The sequence below is a fragment of the Methylocystis sp. JR02 genome (assembly GCF_030063565.1).
In the GTDB taxonomy this organism is placed as follows: Bacteria; Pseudomonadota; Alphaproteobacteria; order Rhizobiales; family Beijerinckiaceae; genus Methylocystis; species Methylocystis iwaonis.
In genome coordinates this window covers 1,343,722-1,361,636 of sequence record NZ_JASIRC010000001.1, presented here as the reverse complement: position 1 = coordinate 1,361,636, position 17,915 = coordinate 1,343,722, and the positions used below count along the sequence as shown (strand labels likewise).

General features: G+C 65.2%; 19 protein-coding genes. 15 read left to right on the top strand and 4 right to left on the bottom strand.

Annotation, left to right across the window (positions count from 1 at the left end; translation table 11 throughout):
- Positions 1-180 precede the first annotated feature (180 nt).
- Positions 181-585 carry a DUF4383 domain-containing protein gene (locus tag QNA11_RS06575; RefSeq protein WP_281931769.1) on the top strand — a complete coding sequence of 135 codons (405 nt, stop codon included), beginning with the start codon at positions 181-183 and terminating at the stop codon, positions 583-585.
- A 67-nt stretch (positions 586-652) separates the two neighbouring features.
- Positions 653-967, top strand: a complete 315-nt coding sequence (locus QNA11_RS06570; protein ID WP_281931770.1) for a BON domain-containing protein — start codon at positions 653-655, stop codon at positions 965-967.
- Positions 968-971: 4 nt separating this feature from the next.
- On the opposite strand, the gene QNA11_RS06565 is transcribed toward QNA11_RS06570, so the two are convergent.
- Positions 972-2,450: a methyltransferase gene (locus QNA11_RS06565; protein ID WP_283482392.1), complete on the bottom strand. Its 1,479-nt coding sequence runs from the start codon at positions 2,448-2,450 to the stop codon at positions 972-974.
- A 138-nt stretch (positions 2,451-2,588) separates the two neighbouring features.
- Between QNA11_RS06565 and QNA11_RS06560 the strand changes: the two genes are divergently transcribed.
- From QNA11_RS06560 to QNA11_RS06505, 12 genes are all read left to right on the top strand, one after another.
- Positions 2,589-3,074 carry a DNA polymerase III subunit chi gene (locus tag QNA11_RS06560; protein ID WP_283482391.1) on the top strand — a complete coding sequence of 162 codons (486 nt, stop codon included), beginning with the start codon at positions 2,589-2,591 and terminating at the stop codon, positions 3,072-3,074.
- Positions 3,071-3,778: a class I SAM-dependent methyltransferase gene (locus QNA11_RS06555; protein WP_283482390.1), complete on the top strand. Its 708-nt coding sequence runs from the start codon at positions 3,071-3,073 to the stop codon at positions 3,776-3,778. The genes QNA11_RS06560 and QNA11_RS06555 overlap by 4 nt, the downstream gene beginning before the upstream one ends.
- Positions 3,775-4,824, top strand: a complete 1,050-nt coding sequence (locus tag QNA11_RS06550) for an ABC transporter ATP-binding protein (protein WP_283482389.1) — start codon at positions 3,775-3,777, stop codon at positions 4,822-4,824. The genes QNA11_RS06555 and QNA11_RS06550 overlap by 4 nt, the downstream gene beginning before the upstream one ends.
- 145 nt (positions 4,825-4,969) lie before the next feature.
- Complete coding sequence (locus QNA11_RS06545; protein WP_283482388.1) at positions 4,970-5,881, top strand: ABC transporter permease; 912 nt, start codon at positions 4,970-4,972, stop codon at positions 5,879-5,881.
- Positions 5,878-6,660, top strand: a complete 783-nt coding sequence (locus QNA11_RS06540; protein ID WP_283482387.1) for an ABC transporter permease — start codon at positions 5,878-5,880, stop codon at positions 6,658-6,660. Before QNA11_RS06545 ends, QNA11_RS06540 begins: the two co-directional genes overlap by 4 nt.
- A gap of 28 nt (positions 6,661-6,688) precedes the next feature.
- The gene (locus QNA11_RS06535; protein WP_283482386.1) at positions 6,689-7,237 is read left to right on the top strand and encodes a CDP-alcohol phosphatidyltransferase family protein; all 549 of its coding nucleotides are present in this window, start codon (positions 6,689-6,691) and stop codon (positions 7,235-7,237) included.
- Positions 7,238-7,239: 2 nt separating this feature from the next.
- A complete protein-coding gene (locus QNA11_RS06530; RefSeq protein WP_281931782.1) occupies positions 7,240-8,487 on the top strand; it encodes an AI-2E family transporter in 1,248 nt (415 codons plus the stop codon).
- A 6-nt stretch (positions 8,488-8,493) separates the two neighbouring features.
- Entirely contained in the window at positions 8,494-9,189 is a 696-nt protein-coding gene (locus tag QNA11_RS06525; RefSeq protein ID WP_283482385.1) for a P-loop NTPase family protein, read from the top strand.
- A gap of 175 nt (positions 9,190-9,364) precedes the next feature.
- Positions 9,365-11,599, top strand: coding sequence for an RNA degradosome polyphosphate kinase (locus tag QNA11_RS06520; protein WP_202072787.1), 2,235 nt, complete (start codon positions 9,365-9,367; stop codon positions 11,597-11,599).
- Positions 11,592-13,124: an exopolyphosphatase gene (ppx, locus tag QNA11_RS06515; protein WP_283482384.1), complete on the top strand. Its 1,533-nt coding sequence runs from the start codon at positions 11,592-11,594 to the stop codon at positions 13,122-13,124. Before QNA11_RS06520 ends, ppx begins: the two co-directional genes overlap by 8 nt.
- 436 nt (positions 13,125-13,560) lie before the next feature.
- On the top strand, positions 13,561-14,736 hold the full coding sequence (locus QNA11_RS06510) for a zinc-dependent alcohol dehydrogenase (RefSeq protein WP_283482383.1): 1,176 nt from the start codon (positions 13,561-13,563) through the stop codon (positions 14,734-14,736).
- A gap of 14 nt (positions 14,737-14,750) precedes the next feature.
- Positions 14,751-15,341, top strand: coding sequence for a hypothetical protein (locus QNA11_RS06505; RefSeq protein WP_283482382.1), 591 nt, complete (start codon positions 14,751-14,753; stop codon positions 15,339-15,341).
- A 6-nt stretch (positions 15,342-15,347) separates the two neighbouring features.
- Here QNA11_RS06505 and QNA11_RS06500 read toward each other — a convergent pair whose 3' ends face one another.
- Entirely contained in the window at positions 15,348-16,301 is a 954-nt protein-coding gene (locus QNA11_RS06500; protein WP_283482381.1) for a 2Fe-2S iron-sulfur cluster-binding protein, read from the bottom strand.
- Positions 16,298-16,663 (bottom strand): group I truncated hemoglobin, encoded by a 366-nt coding sequence (locus QNA11_RS06495; RefSeq protein WP_202072792.1) that lies wholly within the window; start codon positions 16,661-16,663, stop codon positions 16,298-16,300. Before QNA11_RS06495 ends, QNA11_RS06500 begins: the two co-directional genes overlap by 4 nt.
- 67 nt (positions 16,664-16,730) lie before the next feature.
- Between QNA11_RS06495 and QNA11_RS06490 the strand changes: the two genes are divergently transcribed.
- Complete coding sequence (locus QNA11_RS06490; RefSeq protein ID WP_283482380.1) at positions 16,731-17,195, top strand: RrF2 family transcriptional regulator; 465 nt, start codon at positions 16,731-16,733, stop codon at positions 17,193-17,195.
- A gap of 10 nt (positions 17,196-17,205) precedes the next feature.
- On the opposite strand, the gene QNA11_RS06485 is transcribed toward QNA11_RS06490, so the two are convergent.
- Positions 17,206-17,583 carry a hypothetical protein gene (locus tag QNA11_RS06485; RefSeq protein WP_283482379.1) on the bottom strand — a complete coding sequence of 126 codons (378 nt, stop codon included), beginning with the start codon at positions 17,581-17,583 and terminating at the stop codon, positions 17,206-17,208.
- Between the last annotated feature and the right edge of the window lie 332 nt (positions 17,584-17,915).

Here is a 17,915-nt window from a genome sequence, read left to right as displayed (position 1 = left end):
CCGGACCGCGAGCCTTCAGGCTCGCTCGGAATGCGCCCGCGGTCCGGCCGGCCGCGCCCAAGCACATGATTTTTATTTGAAAACCTTTGGCTCCGTCCCACCTATCGGCCCTGAGGGAATGCGCGCATTCCCGGTCGATCGGCGCATCCGTTGGATGCGGCAGAGCGAAAGGAACATGAAATGCAACGCAGCATTGCCGGCCAGAACGTGAACGCCGACACGCTGGCCAAGATCATCGGCGGCATCTTCCTCATCGTGGGCATTCTGGGATTCTTTCCCAATCCGCTCGTGTCCTGGCGCGGCCTTTTCGACGTCAACACCGTCCACAATGTCGTCCATCTGGTGAGCGGCGGCATTCTGCTGGCGGCGCCCTCGTACAACTCTTCCGGCATGGCGCTGCGCGTCATCGGCATCGTCTACGGCATCATTACAGTCATCGGCTTCATCTCCACCGACGCGCTGAGCTGGATGGCCGTCAACGGGCCGGACAACTGGCTGCATCTCGCGATCTCGGCGCTGATGATCTGGGGCGGCTACATGCTGCCGTCGGAGGGAGCCGACCGCGTGACCACCGCTCATATGTGAGCGTTTCGGCGCAATCACGTCGCGCCGCGGCTTGGCTGCGGCGCGCCATCGGTCTGGAGTCGAGAACATGACGGCGGCGCTGCCGAACGATGTGAAGACCGCGATATTGGAGGCGATGCGGGAGAACGCGGTCGATGTGTCGCGCATCCGCGTCGACGTCCATGGCGACGAGGTCGTGGTGAAGGGCGCCGTGAACACGCAGGAGGAAAAGCAGGCGGCGGAAGAGGCGATCGAGCGCCTCTCGCGCCGCGCCAAGATGCGCTGTGAACTCGACGTCGCTCTGATTTACGAGGGGGAGGAGGACACGGTTTACGAAGCGGGCGTCGAATCTTTCCCCGCTAGCGATCCGCCCTCCTGGACCCCAGGCTCCGGGCGGGCGTGATCGCTCAGAGGCGTCTCAGGACCACGACTTCGCCGGCCACTGGGGCGCCGGCCTCCAGCCTTAGCGTCGTCGCGACGCGGGTGAGCGTTTCGAAACGCGTTCCTGCGACGGCGGCGACATAATCCGGCGCATGCGCAAACCGGCCGCAGGGGCGCAGGCGGTAGTCCGCGCCTTCGCCGGTTTCGAAGCTCGCGACGAAGAGACCGCCCGGCGTCAGACGCTGCGCCGTTTGTTCGAAGAGGGCCGACAAATCGCCGAAATAGACGAGGACGTCGAGCGCCGTGACGAGGTCGAAACGCGCGTCATCCGCCGCGAGAAAGGCGATGGCTTCGCTCTCGACAAGCCGGTGATAGAGACCGCGTTCCTCAGCTTTTTCCAGCATGCCGGCAGAGATGTCGACGCCGGTGAGTTCGTCCCCGAGCCGCGCCAGGAAGGGCGCCGCAAGCCCGGTCCCGCAGCCGAGGTCCAAGACTTTACCGAAGCGCCGCCCGGTTTCGGACAGGAGCTTCTCGCAGGTGGCGGGGAGACTGTAGCCCAGCACGTCGATGAGCTGCGTCTCGAAATTGGGGGCGAATTTATCGAAGCAGGCGGTCAGATAGGCGTCGGGCGCGCGCGCATGGGCCGTCCCCTGGAGCGCGTCGAGATGATAGCGGATGACGCGATCTTCCGGCGCGAGATCGAGCAGCGCCTCGGCCAGCCGGATGGCGCCGGGCTCGTGACCGAAGCCGCAGAGCATCTGAAAGGCGTCGCGCAAGACAGTTTCGACGTCTTCCGCATGGTCGCCTGCGGCCGTTTCATAGACTCTTAACGCCGCGTCGACCGGTTCGTCGATCGCCGCGGCGACGAGCGCAACGCGCGCGTATTTGCGCTGGATCCCGGCCTCTAGGGGAAATCCGGCGGCGGCTTTTTGGAACGACTCGCGCGCCTGCGAGAATTGCCCGAGCATGCGCTGCGCCTCGCCGAGACAGGCATAGATCGCCGGCCCGGTGGCGGCTTGGTCCGATGCGACGGCGGAGAGCAGGCGTTCGGCGCTCTCGAAGCGACGCAGCTCGAAATGGAGCAGCCCCAGGCCCGTCACGGCGCCCGGCAGATTCGGCGCAATGTCGAGCGCGGCGAGAAAGGCCTGTTCCGCGACATTCATGTCGCCGAGCGCGTGAGCGGCGTTGGCGAGCATCAACCAGGTTTGCGGATGGGCGGGGTCGATCCTCAGAGACGTCGAGAGGTAATGGACGGCCTCCGCCGGCCGGCCGGTCGCGTAGAGCAGGCTGCCAAAGTCGCTCAGAATGCGCGCATCGGCCGGCGCGAGACGCGCCGCGCTTTCGAGGAGTTCGGTCGCTTCGACGAGCGCGCCCGCCGCCCATAGGGTGAGACCCTGGCGCCTGAGGTTCGCGGCCTCCCATGCGGCGGGATCGATCGGGCTCGCGGCCGGAAGACCGGCGTTCTGGACGTTCGTTGCAGGCGCGGCGGGGCGTTCGAAAGCCATCTCGATCAATCCCTCTTCAGGAAAAACTGAGGAGGAAGATTGCGCGCCGGTCTGGCGCGGGGCTGGCCATCCGCTCGGCTCTTGCGCGCGGCCGCCGAAACGGCCATCAAAGGTCCCGCCGCCGGTCGCGAGGGGCCAATGGTCGATATCTCCTTCTACCACCACCAGACCCGCAAGATCGAAGACACGCTGCCGACCCTACTGGAGCGCTCGCTGGCGCGCGGCTGGCGCGTCGTCGTGCAGGCGACGAGCGACGCGCGGGTGAATGCGCTGGATCAGCGGCTTTGGGCCTATCGGCCCGAGAGTTTTTTGCCGCATGGGACGAAGCGGGACGCCTCGCCCGAGACGCAGCCGATCTACCTCACCTGCGGCGACGATAATCCCAACAACGCCGACGTGCGCTTCTTCGTCGAAGGCGCGCATATCGCGCCGATTCTGACGGGCGACGCGGCACCGACCGAGCGCGCCGTGCTGCTCTTCGACGGCGAAAACCCGGACGAGCTCGCCAATGCGCGCGCCCAATGGAAAGAGTTGCGCGACGCCGGGCAAACGCTCGTCTATCAGCAACAGGACGACAGCGGCCGCTGGGTGGAGAAGGCGCGCGAACCAAAGGCAAAAGCATGAGAGACGCTGAATTCGGCGACAGACGCGCGCGCGCCAGAGAACGGCTCGACGCCATCGATCCCCACATGCGCGAGGGCGGCGCCGAGGCCGATCCGCAGCGCAAGCGTTGGTTCGAGGCGGTCTATGAGCTTGCCGCCGACGATCCGGCGGGCGTGCCCTGGGCCAATCTCATCCCGCATCCCTTGCTGACGCAATGGCTGGAGCGGCGTTCGCTCGAGGGGCTGCGCGCGCTCGACGCCGGCTGCGGGCTCGGCGACAATGCCGAGGCGCTCGCCGCAGCGGGGGCGAAGGTCACGGCTTTCGATCTCGTGCCGCGCGCCGTGGAATGGGCGCAGCGCCGCTTTCCGCAAAGCGCGGTTCGCTACCGAGCCGCAGATCTCTTTGACGCGCCGGCTGAATGGCGCGGCGCTTTCGATCTCGTCCACGAGCTCTACACATTGCAGGCGCTGCCGGCGGCGCTCTTGCCGCAGGCCGCGCGGGCGCTCGCGTCCTTTGTCGCGCCGGGCGGCAAGTTGCTTGTGATCGCCCGCGCGCGCGACGAAGGGCAGCAGAGTGCGCGCCCGCCATGGCCGCTGACGCAAGCGCAGATCGAGGCGCTCGCGGTCGACGGGCTGCGTCTTGTCTCGCTGGAGGATGTTCCCGCCACTGACAGCCTTGTGCGGCATTGGCGCGCTGAATTCGCCAAGGAGGAGCCCGCGAAGTGAGCGCGCCGCTCCTCTCGGTCGAGGGCGTATCGAAGCGATACGGGGCCGTCGTTGCGCTGGATGAAATCACGCTCGACGTCGGCGCCGGCGAATTCTTCGCGCTGCTCGGCCCGTCGGGCTGCGGCAAGACCACGCTGATGCGCTGCATCGCCGGCTTCGAGGCGCCCGACGCCGGCCGTCTGACGCTGCGCGGCGAAAATCTTGCCGGCGTGCCGCCCTATCGGCGGCCCGTGAATATGATGTTCCAATCCTACGCGCTGTTTCCGCATCTCGATGTCTTCGAGAACATCGCCTTTGGCCTGCGTCGCAAGGGCGAGCGTGAAGAGGCGATCCGCGCGCGGGTCGGCGAGCTTTTGGAGATGACGCAGCTCACGCCCTTCGGTGCGCGGCGGATCAACGAGCTTTCGGGCGGCCAGCGCCAGCGCGTCGCGCTCGCCCGCGCGCTCGCGCCGCGTCCGGCGCTGCTGCTTCTCGACGAGCCGCTCGGCGCGCTCGATCGCAAACTGCGCGAGGAGACGCAGTTTCAGCTCAAGGAAATCCAGCGCAAAACTCAGACGAGCTTCGTCATCGTGACGCACGACCAGGATGAGGCGCTGGCGATCGCCGACCGCATCGCCGTGATGCGCGCCGGCAGGCTGGAGCAGATCGCGTCGCCAATCGACATTTACGAGAAGCCTGCGACGCGTTTCGTCGCGGGCTTTGTGGGCGAGACCAATTTCATCGAGGGCGTTGTGGCGCGGGACGGCGGCGCGGCCTTCGTGACCTCCTTCGCGCGGCTGCCGCGCGCCGAATGCGCGCTTTCCGAAGGCGCGCGCGCGACGCTCTCGATCAGGCCGGAACGCATCGAGATTTCGCGGGAAGGGCAGGGCATAGCCGGCCGCGTCGAGGATTATGTCTTTCGCGGCGAATATACGCTGCTGCGCGTCCGGGTGGCGCCCGACGCCGTGCTGCGCGTCGGCGCCTATGACGGGCGTTTCGCCATTGGCGACGAGGTGAGGCTGACGATCGCGGCCGAGGCGGGCGTTCTGTTTGCGGAGGCGGCATGAGCGTCGGGAATGACACGCGCCTCGCTCCCCAAAATGGGCGCCGTCATTGCGAGGAGCGTAAGCGACGAAGCAATCTAGAGCCACATCGCTGCTCTGGATTGCTTCGCTTCGCTCGCAATGACGGCGAGACGTACGGGCGGCCTTCGTGAAATCGCGCCGCCTCTCCATCGGCCAGCGGGTCACGCTCGCGATTCCCTATCTCTGGATCGCCGCCTTCTTCCTTGCGCCGATGCTGCTCATTGCGAAAATCTCGCTCTCGAACTCGGTGCTGGCGCGCCCGCCCTATGAGCCGCGCTTTCTGCCGTCCGATACGCTCGGCGACATCTGGGCAAAAATCCAGACGCTCACATTCGCCAATTATCGCGCGCTCGTCGGCGACAGCCTATATTTCGACGCCTATGTCTCGTCGCTTCTCATCGCCGGCGTCTCGACGCTGGCGACGCTGCTCGTCGCCTATCCCTTCGCGCTCGCCATGGCGCGCAGCCCGCGCAAGTGGCGCCCGTTCCTCATCGGCATGGCGGCCGCGCCGTTCTGGACGAGCTTTCTCATCCGGGTCTACGCCTGGATCGCGCTCTTGCGCGACGAGGGCCTCATCAACAATGCGCTGATGGCGCTCGGGCTCATCCCCGCGCCGCTCGAAATGTTCGCGACCACCGGCGCGGTCGTGGTCGGCATCGTCTATTCCTATCTGCCCTTCATGCTGCTCCCCATCTACGCCGCGCTCGAAGGTCAGGATGCGAGCCTGCGCGAGGCGGCGGAAGATCTCGGCGCTTCGCCTTGGCAGGTCTTCCTGCGCATCACTTTGCCGCTCTCGCGTGACGGCGTGATCGCCGGCGCCTTGCTGGTTTTCATTCCGGCGGTCGGCGAATTCGTCATCCCCGAGCTGCTCGGCGGCTCCGATACGCTGATGATCGGCCGCACGCTGTGGAACGACTTCTTCGCCAACCACGATTGGCCCGCAGCCTCGGCAGCGGCAATCGCACTGGTGAGCATCCTTCTCGCGCCCTTGCTTTTGTGGGAGCGCGCGCGGTTGCGCGAAGAGGAGCGGCGCGGATGAGCAACATCTTTCGCGTCGCCGTTCTGACTGCCGGCTTCATCTTCCTCTACGCGCCCATCGCCATTCTCGCGGCGATGAGCTTCAACGCCTCGCGCCTCGTCTCCGTCTGGGGCGGCTTCTCGACCAAATGGTATGCGGCGCTGCTGGAAAACGAGCCGCTCATCGAATCGACGAAGATCAGCCTCGCCGCAGCCGTCCTCTCCGCAGCCATTGCGACCTTTCTCGGCCTGCTGGCGGCGGTGTCGCTCGCGCGTTTCGGGGCCTTCCGCTCGCGCATGCTGTTCTTTGGCGCGGTGCATGCGCCGCTCGTTCTGCCCGAGGTGGTGCTGGGGCTTGCCTTGCTGTCGTGTTTCGTGGCGCTCGGAATCGGACGCGGCTTTGCGACGCTGGTCATCGGCCATGTCACGCTGACCATGTGCTTCACGACCGTGGCGCTGCTCTCGGCGCTGCGTAGCTGCGACCTCGCATTGGAAGAGGCGGCGATGGACCTCGGCGCGACGCCGCTTCAGGCTTTTGCTCTGGTCGCGCTCCCGCAAATCGCGCCGGCCTTGATGAGCGCCTTTCTGCTCGCCTTCACCTTATCGCTTGATGACCTCGTGATCGCGAGCTTCGCAACCGGGCCGGGCGCGACGACGCTGCCGATGCGTATTTTCTCCCAGGTCAGGCTCGGCGTCTCGCCGCAGATCAACGCCATTTCGACTTTGCTTCTCGGCATGGTCGCCCTTGCGCTCGGCGGCTCCGCGCTTGTCATGCAGGCGGGCAAGCGCCGGGGATTGTGAAAGCCCTGTAACGCGCCACATAGGGCTCATGGCCTCTCGTTGGTTTGCGTCCCTGCCCAATCTCATCACCATTGGCAGGCTGGTCCTCACGCCGGCCATCATCGGCTTTGTGATCGACGAGAAATGGGGCATGGCCTTCGCGCTCTTCGTGGTCGCTGGCGTCTCCGACGCGCTCGACGGCTGGCTGGCGAAGACCTTCCATCTCCAGTCCGATCTCGGCGCCGTTCTCGATCCGCTGGCCGACAAGACGCTCATCATCTCCATCTATGTGTCGCTTGCGGTTGGCGGTAATCTGCCGGCGTGGCTCGCCATTCTCATCGTTTCGCGCGACGCGCTGATTCTGGGCGGCGTCCTCGTGGCCTGGTTTCTTGCTCGCCCCTTCAAGATCAAGCCGCATTTCTCCTCGAAAATAACGACCGCCGTCCAAATCGTGCTTGCCGCCGTGATATTGGCGGGCCAAGCTTTTGGCGTCCGGATAGGGGCGCTGGAAGACGCGCTGATCGCGAGCGTCGCTGCATTGACCATTGCTTCCGCCAGCGTCTATCTGTGGCTCTGGGTCCAGCATATGAGGCCTTGAGAATGGCGAAGCAGACGCGGCCGGCGGCCCCTCGCGCGCAAGGCGCGCGCGCGCCCCGGAATTTGTCCTCGGCGGCAACCGCCGTCGAGGCCCCACCGACGGAGCCCGTGCAGCTTGTCGCCGTGAAATGGGCGGGCTTGAGCCTCGAACGCCAGCTCGGCCTGTGGGCGGCGACGCTTCTCGTCTTGTCCGGCGTTCTCTATGTGCTGAGCCCCGTGCTTGCGCCCTTCGTGGCGGGCACGGCGCTCGGCTATCTGTTCGATCCGATCGCCGATCGCCTGCAGCGGCTGGGGTGCTCGCGCCTGGGCGCCGCGTTGTTGCTGCTCGCAATCTTCATCGCCTTTGTGGTGACGGCGCTTGTGGTGCTGCTGCCGATTTTCACCCATCAGCTCACCGGCTTGCTTGCGGCGCTGCCCGGCTATCTGCAAACGCTGCACGGCCTCGCCACCGATTGGGGCGGACGTTTCTCCAACGAATATCTGAAGGAGTTCCTGGAGAAATACGGGCTCGCAGGCACGAGCGTCAGTCTCGACGTCGAGAAATATTTCAACGATCTCGCCGGCCAGAGCGCCGCCTATGCCGCCGATTTTCTCAAATCGCTGCTGTGGCGCGGCTACGCGCTCATCAACGTGATTTCGCTCGTGGTCATCACGCCGGTCGTCGCCTTCTACATGCTGCTCGACTGGGACAATATGGTGAAGATCATCGACGATCTCGTCCCGCCGCGGCATCGCGAGGATGTGCGGATGCTGGCGCGCGACATCGACCGCGCGCTCGCGGGCTTCGTGCGCGGGCAGTCGCTCGTCTGCGTCTTTCTGGGCCTTTGGTACGCCCTGGGCCTCTCGCTGATCGGGCTGAATTTCGGCTTTCTGATCGGCGTCATCGCGGGCTTTCTGAGCTTTGTCCCTTACGTGGGCACGCTGACGGCGCTCGTTTTCTCCATCATCATCGGCGTCGTGCAGGCCTGGCCGCAGATCGATCTGCCGCTGGAGGCCATTGTCGTCGTTTCCATCGGCCTGGTCCTGGACGGCTATGTGTTGTCGCCACGGCTTGTCGGCGCCTCGGTCGGATTGCATCCGGTGTGGATCATGTTCGCGTTGCTGGCGTTCGGCGCGCTCTTCGGCTTCACGGGCCTTATCGTCGCGGTGCCGACCGCGGCGGCGATCGGCGCGCTGATGCGCTTCCTCGCGCGCCGCTATCGCGCCAGCGCGCTCTACCGCGATTCCGCCTACGCGCAGGACCGGGCGTAAAGACCCATGGGCGACGGGGGACCGGCGCAACTGCCTCTGGAGCTTCCGCTCGCGCCGCGCCTCGGGCGCGAAGACTTCCTTGCTGCGCCGTCGAATGAGGCGGCGCTCGCCATGGTCGAGCGCTGGCCCGATTGGCCGGATCGCATTCTGACGCTCATCGGGCCTCCCGGCAGCGGCAAGAGCCACCTCCTTGCGATTTGGGCCGAGCGCGCCTCGGCGTTGCGCGCGCAAGGCGGGGCGCTGCCCTCTCTGGAGGCGCTCGTCGCCGCCGCCCCGCAGGCGATCGCCATCGACGAGATCGACCGCATCACCGACGAGACGGCGCTTTTTCATTTGCTGAATTTCGCCGTGGAGCACCGGGTTTTCGTGCTGATGGCGGCGCGGCGCGCGCCGACGGCCGCCGAGGTGCGGCTGCCGGATCTCCTGTCGCGGCTGCGCCGTGCGCCGATGGCGCAGATCGGCGCGCCGGACGACGATCTGATGCGCGCGGTGCTGGAAAAGCTGTTCCGCGACCGCCAGCTTCTCGTCGAGCCGCCAGCGTTGGCCTACGCCGCGCTTCGTCTCGAACGCTCGCTCGATTCGGCCCGCGCCTTCGTCGCCGCGCTGGATCGCGAAGCGCTGGCCCAGCGCCGGCCTGTCACACGCGCGCTTGCTGCTCAGGTTATGGAGGCATTCGCAGCGTCCGCCAATGGGGATGAGTGAGCGGTCGATCGCCAAGAAGCGCGCCTGAAGGCGCGCGGTCCAGGGGGACGCATCTCGGACCGCGCGCCTTCAGGCGCGCAGGCGGCGACGAGCGCAGTCCTTCCCCATGCGGCGCTTTCGCCCTGCCGCCGGCGGCGCGATTGTGGCATAAGACAGAAAAGATCAGGAAAGCGGCATGACAGCCAATATGCGAGAGACGAGCGAGCGGGCCTCCACGGCCATCGAGGCCGCGACCATCGAGGTGATGGACAGGGCCGACGAGATTCTGGAACGCCCGGAAGAACTCGCCCTCTCGCCGCGACGCTTCATCAATCGCGAGCTGTCCTGGCTGGAATTCAACCGCCGCGTTCTGGAAGAAGCCTCCAACAAGAGTCATCCGCTGCTCGAGCAGGTGCGCTTCCTGTCCATCTCCGCAAATAATCTCGACGAATTCTTCATGGTCCGCGTCGCGGGTCTGCGCAGCCAGATTCGCTCCGGCCTTACCGCCGTCTCGCAGGACGGGCTGAGCCCTTCCGAGCAGCTCGCCAAGATCAACGAGCGCGCGGTGCTGCTGACGAATGAGCAACTGCGGCGCTGGCGCGAGCTGCGTCGCGAGATCGAGGAAGTCGGCATCGTCATCGTCGAGCCCGCCGACGTTTCCAAAGCCGACCGTGAATGGCTGGAAGACTATTTCCTCAGCCGCATCTTCCCCGTGCTGACCCCGCTCGCCGTCGATCCGGCGCATCCTTTCCCCTTCATTCCCAATCTCGGCTTCACTCTGGCGCTGGAGCTGGTGCGGCCGGGCGACCGCAAGACATTGCAGGCGCTGGTGCGTCTGCCGCCGAAGATCGAGCGATTCGTGCGCCTGCCCAACCAGGGCGGCGCGCGTGCGCGTTTCATGCAGCTCGAAGCGCTGATCGGGATGAACGCGCAACGGCTCTTCCCGGGCTATCTGCCGCGCGGGCAGGGGCTCTTCCGCGTCATTCGTGACAGCGACCTCGAAGTCGAGGAAGAGGCGGAGGATCTGGTCCTCTTCTTCGAGACCGCGCTGAAGCGCCGGCGCAGAGGTTCGGTGATTCGTCTCGAAGTCGCCGCCGACATGCCCGAGTCGCTGCGCGCCCTCGTCGCCGACGAGCTGGACGTGCAGGAGGGCGAGACCTTCGAGATCGACGGCATGCTGGCGCTGAACGATCTCTCCGAGCTTGTCGCGCTCGACAGGCCGGATTTGAAGTTCAAGCCCTATAATCCGCGCTTTCCGGAGCGGGTGCGCGACAATGGCGGGGATTGCTTCCTCGCCATCAAGCAGAAGGACCTCGCGGTCCATCATCCCTATGAGTCCTTCGACGTCGTCATCCAATTTCTGCAGCAGGCGGCGCGCGACCCTAACGTCATCGCCATCAAGCAGACGCTCTACCGCACCTCGAACAACAGCCCGATCGTGCGCGCGCTTGCCGAGGCGGCGGAGGCCGGCAAGTCCGTCACGGCGCTGGTCGAATTGAAGGCGCGCTTCGACGAGGAAGCCAATATCCGTTGGGCGCGCGATCTGGAGCGCGCCGGCGCGCAAGTGGTCTTCGGCTTCATCGAGCTGAAGACGCATGGCAAGCTGTCGATGGTTGTGCGGCGCGAGGGCGCCGGGCTTGCCACTTACTGCCATATCGGCACGGGCAATTATCATCCGGTGACGGCCCGCATTTATACGGACATCTCGGTCTTCACCGCCGATCCGGTGATCGGCCGCGACGTCTCGCGCATCTTCAATTACATCACCGGCTATGCGGAGCCCGCCGGCCTAGAGCGCATGGCGGTCTCGCCGATCTCGCTCAAAAAGCGCCTGCTCGAACATATCGAGCAGGAGGTCGAGTTCGTGAAAGCTGGAAAGTCCGGCGCGATCTGGCTGAAATGCAACGCTCTCGTCGATCCCGAGATCATCGACGCGCTCTATATGGCCTCCAAGGCCGGCGTCTCGATCGATTGCGTGGTGCGCGGCATCTGCTGCCTGCGGCCGGGCGTTCCGGGCCTGTCGGAGAACATCCGCGTGAAATCGATCGTCGGGCGCTTTCTCGAACATGCGCGCGTCTACGCTTTCGGCGGCGGCCATCCGTTGCCGCACCCGCGCGCGCATGTCTATATCTCCTCGGCCGATCTCATGCCGCGCAATCTCGACCGCCGCGTCGAGGTTCTCTTGCCCATCACCAATCCCACGGTGCATCAGCAATTGCTCGATCAGATCATGCTCGCCAATCTCATGGACAATGAGCAAAGCTACCGCGTTCTCCCCGACGGCTCTTCGCAGCGCATCTGCCCGGGGGAGGGCGAGGAGCACTTCAATGCGCATCAATATTTCATGACCCATCCGAGTCTTTCGGGCCGCGGCAAATCGCTCAAAGATTGGCGCCCGCGTTCGCTTCTGAAGCGCAAGCAAGATGTTTAAGGGCATTCTTCGGCCGCAGCGCATCGCGCAGCCGGCGCCAAGCTCGACGCGGCCTGTCGCCATCGTCGATATCGGCTCCAACTCCGTTCGTCTCGTGTCCTATCAGGGGCTCGCGCGCGCGCCGACGCCGATCTTCAACGAAAAGGCCATGTGTGGCCTCGGCAAGGGCGTCGTCACCACCGGACGGCTGCCGGAGGAGGGCGTGGAGAAAGCGCTGAAGGCGTTGCGCCGCTATCGCGCGCTTTGCGAGACGATGGGTGTGCTGGACATAGAGGTCATCGCCACGGCGGCGGCCCGCGACGCCGAGAACGGCCCGGCCTTCATCGCCGCGGCGCGCGATGTGATCGGCCGCGAAATCTCGCTGCTGTCGGGCAAGCGCGAGGCCGAGCTGTCGGCGCTCGGCGTCGTGTCGTCGGTGCATGAGCCGGACGGCGTTGTCGGCGATCTCGGCGGCGGCTCGCTGGAGCTGATCGACGTGACGGGCGACCAGCTCGGCAAGGGTGTCACTCTGCCGCTCGGCGGCCTCGCTCTGATGGACGCCTCCCGCCGCAATCCGCGCGATGCGACGCGGATCGCCCGCAAGGCGATCGCCGAGGCGAAGCCTCTGGAGCATCTCAAGGGCCGCGCCTTCTATGCGGTCGGCGGCACCTGGCGCTCGCTCGCCAAGCTCCATATGCGCCAGCGAAACTATCCGCTGGGCGTCATGCACAATTATCGCATCCAGACCAGCGAGGCGTCGGATTTCGCCGCGCTGGTCGAGCATGTCGACAGCACGGCGATCGAGGACATCAACATCGTCTCCGCTGCGCGCCGGCCGCTTCTCGCCTATGGCGCGATCGTGCTCGACGAAATCATTCGCCGCGCCAAGCCGCGCGAGATCGTCATCTCGGCGGCGGGCGTGCGTGAGGGCATGCTGTTCGAGCGGCTCTCCGAGGCCGAGCGCAAGATCGATCCGCTGATTTCGGCTTCCCGCGAGCTGGAGACGCTGTTTGCGCGCGCGCCGGGCTATGGCGACGAGCTGATCGTCTGGACCGATGCGCTGATGGCCTCGAGCGACATAGACGAAACGCCGGAGGAGAAGCGCCTGCGCCACGCCGCCTGCCTTCTCTCCGACATCGCTTGGCGCGCCCATCCAGAATATCGCGCGCAGCGCGCCATGAACATCGTCACGCACGGCCCCTTCGTGTCCGTCGATCATCCGGGCCGCGCCTATCTCTCGCTTGCGATCGTGATGCGCCATGAGGGAACGGAGGCAGGGGAGGGCATCGGCGCCGTGCGCAGCCTGCTGACGACCCGTCTCTTCGTGCGCGCCCGCGTGCTCGGCGCGGCGATGCGGGCGGCCTATCTGCTCTCGGCCTCGATGCCGGGCGTCCTGCCGCGCACGAAGATTCTCATTCGCAAGGATGCGCTCGTTCTGACGCTTCCGCGCGACTTCGCCGATCTTACAAGCGACCGAGTGCTCAGCCGGCTGAAGACGCTTGGCCGGCTTGCCGGAGTTGATGCGCAGATCGAGATCGAGGCTTAGCCTCAAGTTACCAAACCTCCGAGGCGGCCTCGTCCTTCGAGACGCGAGCTTCGCTCGCTCCTCAGGATGAGGCCTAAGTGTTTTGCGCGAATTCAGAAGCCCCTCATGCTGAGGAGGCTGCGCAGCAGCCGTCTCGAAGCACGAGGGGCGTCAACGCCACCTTGTCATCGGTTCGCTGTCATTCCCGACGCTCGCGCAGCGAGCGATCGGGAATCCAGAGCAGAACCGGCGCTTTTGCGGCTCTGGATTCCCGGTCGGGCTTTCAGCCCGCCGGGAATGACATTCCCCAATGCGAGCTGTTCAAGCGGAAATCGCGTCAGCATCGCCAAGCGTTGTTCCGCGCATCGCTCTCGGCGGAACCAAGGCTCGCCCCAGCCGTTCCGGAAGCTGCGTACGCCCGTGCGAGGCTGCGCCGCTGGAATGGGGAGAGCGCCGCATGAGAGCCCTCGTTTGGCACGGCAAGGAAGACATTCGCTGCGACAGCGTCTCCGACCCCGAGATCGAGGACCCGCGCGACGCGATCGTCAAAGTGACGAGCTGCGCCATATGCGGCTCCGACCTTCACCTCTTCCACAATTTCATCCCGGCGATGCTCCCAGGCGACATCATGGGGCACGAGATGATGGGCGAAGTGGTCGAGGTCGGCTCGGGCATGAACGGCAGCCTCAAGAAAGGCGATCGCATCGTCGTGCCTTTCACCATCATTTGCGGCGAATGCGAGCAGTGTAAGCGGGGCAATTATTCGGTCTGCGAGACGACGAACCGTAACAAGCAGCTCGCCGATAAGGTCTACGGCCACGCCACGGCGGGCTTGTTCGGCTACACGCATCTGACCGGCGGCTATCCAGGCGGGCAGGCGGAATATGTGCGCGTGCCTTATGCCGACAAAACGCACATCAAGGCGCCGGAAGGGCTCAGCGACGAGCAGGTTCTTTTCCTCGGCGACATTCTCCCCACCGGCTGGCAGGCCGCCGTTCAATGCGACATCGAGCCGACCGATACGGTTGCGATCTGGGGCTGCGGTCCGGTCGGGCAGATGGCGATCCGCAGCGCTATTCTGCTGGGCGCAAAGCAGGTTGTCGCCATCGACTATTTGCCGGAGCGTCTGGAGATGGCGGAGGCCGGCGGCGCGGTCACGATCAACTTCGAGGACGAGAGCGTCATCGAGCGCCTGCAGGAACTCACCGACGGCAAGGGCCCTGAAAAATGCATCGACGCCGTCGGTCTCGAAAGCCATGTCGGCTGGTCGCAGCCCGACACGCTGGTCGATCGCGCCAAGCAAATGGTTGGGCTCGAAAACGACCGCCCGCATGTGCTCCGGGAGATGATCTATGTCTGCCGGCCGGCGGGGATAATCTCGATTCCCGGCGTCTATAGCGGTCTGATCGACAAGATTCCGATGGGCCTCGCGATGAACAAGGGCCTCACCATCCGCACCGGTCAGACCCATGTGAACCGCTGGACCGACGATCTCTTGCGCCGCATCGAGGAAGGTCAGATCGATCCGTCCTTCGTCGTCACCCACACCGCCTCGCTCGATGAGGGGCCCGACATGTACAAGCTGTTCCGCAACAAGCAGGACAGTTGCATCAAAGTCGTTTTGAGGCCCTGAGAGGGGAGGCGGTTATGACCTTCGTCGCAAATCTCTCGAACATCATGCGGTCCAAGGGCGATCCAAGGGTTCTCAGCACCGGCCCGAGTTCACTCTCGGGGTCGGACCGTCTTGCGCGTGCGCTCGGCTGGTTCAGCATCGGCCTTGGAGTGGCCGAGCTGTTGGCGCCTCGGATCTTGACGCGGATGATGGGCTTGCGGGGCAAGGAGACGCTGCTGCGCGCCTACGGCGCACGCGAGATCGGCGCGGGGATGATGTCCTTATCCGCGGACAAGGGCGCGGGCCTGCAAAGCCGGGTCGCGGGAGACGTCCTCGACATAGCAACCTTGATGGCGCTCAAGCCGCGTAGCTCGAAGCAAGGCAATCTGGGCCTCGCCATGTCCGCGGTCTTGGGCGTCACCCTATTGGATATCGTCGGGGCGATGTGGGTGAAGAGCAACGAGAGCCGAAGCCGCGGCGCACAGCGCTCTTACCGCGATCGCAGCGGCTACCCGCAAGGCGTCGCGAAATCCCGCGGCGCCGCGCGTGATTTCCTGAAACCGCCGGAGACGCGCGCCGCCCCGACGGTCGACGCGGCGCCTCGTGCGGGCGCTCGGCCGTGGTGAAGGCGTCTAACCCGCCGGCGTGAAGGCGTCCGACCGTATCGCTTTCATGCTCGCGCCCGCCATGAAGAGGTCGCGCTTGAGCCGCTTCACGAGGTTCTCGCCGCCGCACAGGAAGAAGGCCGTATGCGCCGCGCGCGAGGCTTCGGCCGCGAGCGCCAGCGCCGCCACGTCGCCGCCCGTGTCCAAGGTCGCGGGGATGTAAGCGAAATCACGGGCGCGCGCGAACGCCTGGAGTTCGTCCGTCAAATAGAGCCCCTTGCTGTCCCGGGCGCCATGGTAAAGCCGGATCGGCCCGCGATGGCCTTGCCGCAGCGCATCGCGCAGCACGCCATAAAGCGGCGCGAGGCCCGTCCCCGCGCCGATGAGCGTCAAAGGCTGATCCGCGGCGACGCCCTCGTAAAAGCACGTCCCGCGCGGGCCGGCGATATGGAGCCTATCGCCCGCGCGAAGATCGGCGGAAAGACGCCGGCTCATGCGGCCGTTCGGATGCAGGCGGACATGCATTTCGAGGAACGGGTCTTCCTCCGGGCAACTCGCGAGCGAGTAATGACGGCTGAGGCCAGGCTCGGCGATCAGCTCCAGAAATTGCCCGGGCCGGTAGGCGAAATTCGCCGTCTCGATCCGGAGCCGCACGACGTCTTCCGAGAGCGGCTCGATCGCGCGGATCGTCGCCTCTTGCGGCGCGCCGGCGTCGTCCGGCGGGACGATCTTCAACGGAGCGGTCGGGCGGCAGATGCAGGGCAGGAAGAAGCCCAGCGCCTTTTGCGCCTCTGTCAGGCCCCGTTGCGATTCTTCCGGCGGCGCGCCCTTGATCGCGCGCAGCATGCAGCATTGGCACTGGCCGGCGCGGCAGGAATGCGGCGTCTCGACGCCGGCCCGAAGCAGCGCCTCGAGGACAGTCTCGCCCGGCGACAAAGTCACCGGGCGATCCTGGAATGAAAGAGACGGGGCGCCCGTCACCGGCAGAGCACGTCGTCGCGTACGGAATTGGCGATAGCGGCGACCTCCCTAACTTCCTTTTCGGGAACGCCGAGCGTGCGCAGCGTGCTGTCCAGATTCTCGATCACGGCGTCGACATGGGAATCGTTGAGGCCCTTGGCGACGAGGCGCTTGTGGGCGTTGCGCATGTCGAGGCCGGTGTAGCTATTGGGGCCGCCGAAGGCCATTGTCAGAAAGGACTTCTGCTTGGCGATCTGATTTTCCATATCCACGCCGTCGAAAAAGCGCGCGATGCGCCCATCGGCGAGAACCTTGCGATAGAAGAGTTCGACAGCGGCGTTGACGGCTGCTTCGCCGCCGAGACGTTCATAGAGGCTGGACATCGGGCTTCCCTCCCTAAAGAAGTATTTTTGATGCTTCTTTTTGTAGACGGGATCCACGAACCTTGCAATGGGACCACAGATGCGGTTGACAACGCACAGCGACCTTTCATTCAAGACGCTGATTTTTCTAGCAGTTGCTGGTGAGGATGGCGCCACGATCGCGCAAATTGCGTCCGCTTTCGGCGCCTCGGAGCACCATCTTCGTAAGGTGGCGCTGGAGCTCGTTCGCTTAAATCTGGTGACGGCGACTCGCGGCCGAAGCGGCGGGCTGCGCCTCGCCGCTTCGCCGGCCGAACTCACGATCGGGGGGCTGTTGCGCCAGTTCGAGAGCGATTTCGCCGATGCGCACTGTCTCGGCGCGGCGCAGAATGGCTGCGTCATTTTCGGTCTCTGCGGCCTGCAGCGCGTCTTCAACGAATCCCTGGGCGCGCTGTTTTCCGTGCTCGACCGCTATACTCTGGAGGATGTCGTGAAATCCTCCCCGGGCGTCGCGGCCAAGCTCGGAATCGAGGCCGCGCCGCCGCCAGTGTGAGTGTGGCGGATCAGCGCTCAGCCGAGAGCGCGACCCGATCGACGCGGATGACGTTCATTGCCTCGGCGCCGTAGAGGCAGGTGAAGCGCGAGGATTTGCCGTCGGCGTCATCCACATAGGCGGCGCGGCCCGGCTCCACGGTGAGCTGCACGCGGGTCGGCGCGCCGCCCTTGGTCTCCATCTCTCGGTCCGCAATCATCATGGTCAGACGGCAGGCGCCATTGGCCGGCTGGAAATAGCTCACGACATGGGCGCCGCCGGCGTCCAGACTGGCCGCCATCAGCGGCTTCATCTTGGTCTCCGACCAGGCGTCCGCCGCCGACACGGGCGTCGCAGCCGCCAGGGCCAGAACGCCGCCGAGCGTCAGTGCGATATTCCGTGTTTTCATGATCTATTCCTTTCTTCTATGAACCAGAGCAGCGAAGGGCTAGGCTCGACCTCTCCAAAACGCGGACGACAATGTGTCAAACCCGCTGTCTCCTTCGCTGAGGCAAAGGTATCACTGCGCCGCAGCATTTCAATACCGCAATGCAATAAAAATCGCATATTGCTTTGTTCTATAATGTGATGGCAAAGTGGCGACAATCGCGCGGCTTTCGGGTCCAGCGCCTCCCGCTAGGCAAATCCCGATTATGCTCAAGAAATGCAAAAGCCCCGTAGAGACAAGCATGTGTGGGTCTTTATGATAGAAAAATTCTATTGATCTGCCTAGAAATTGCC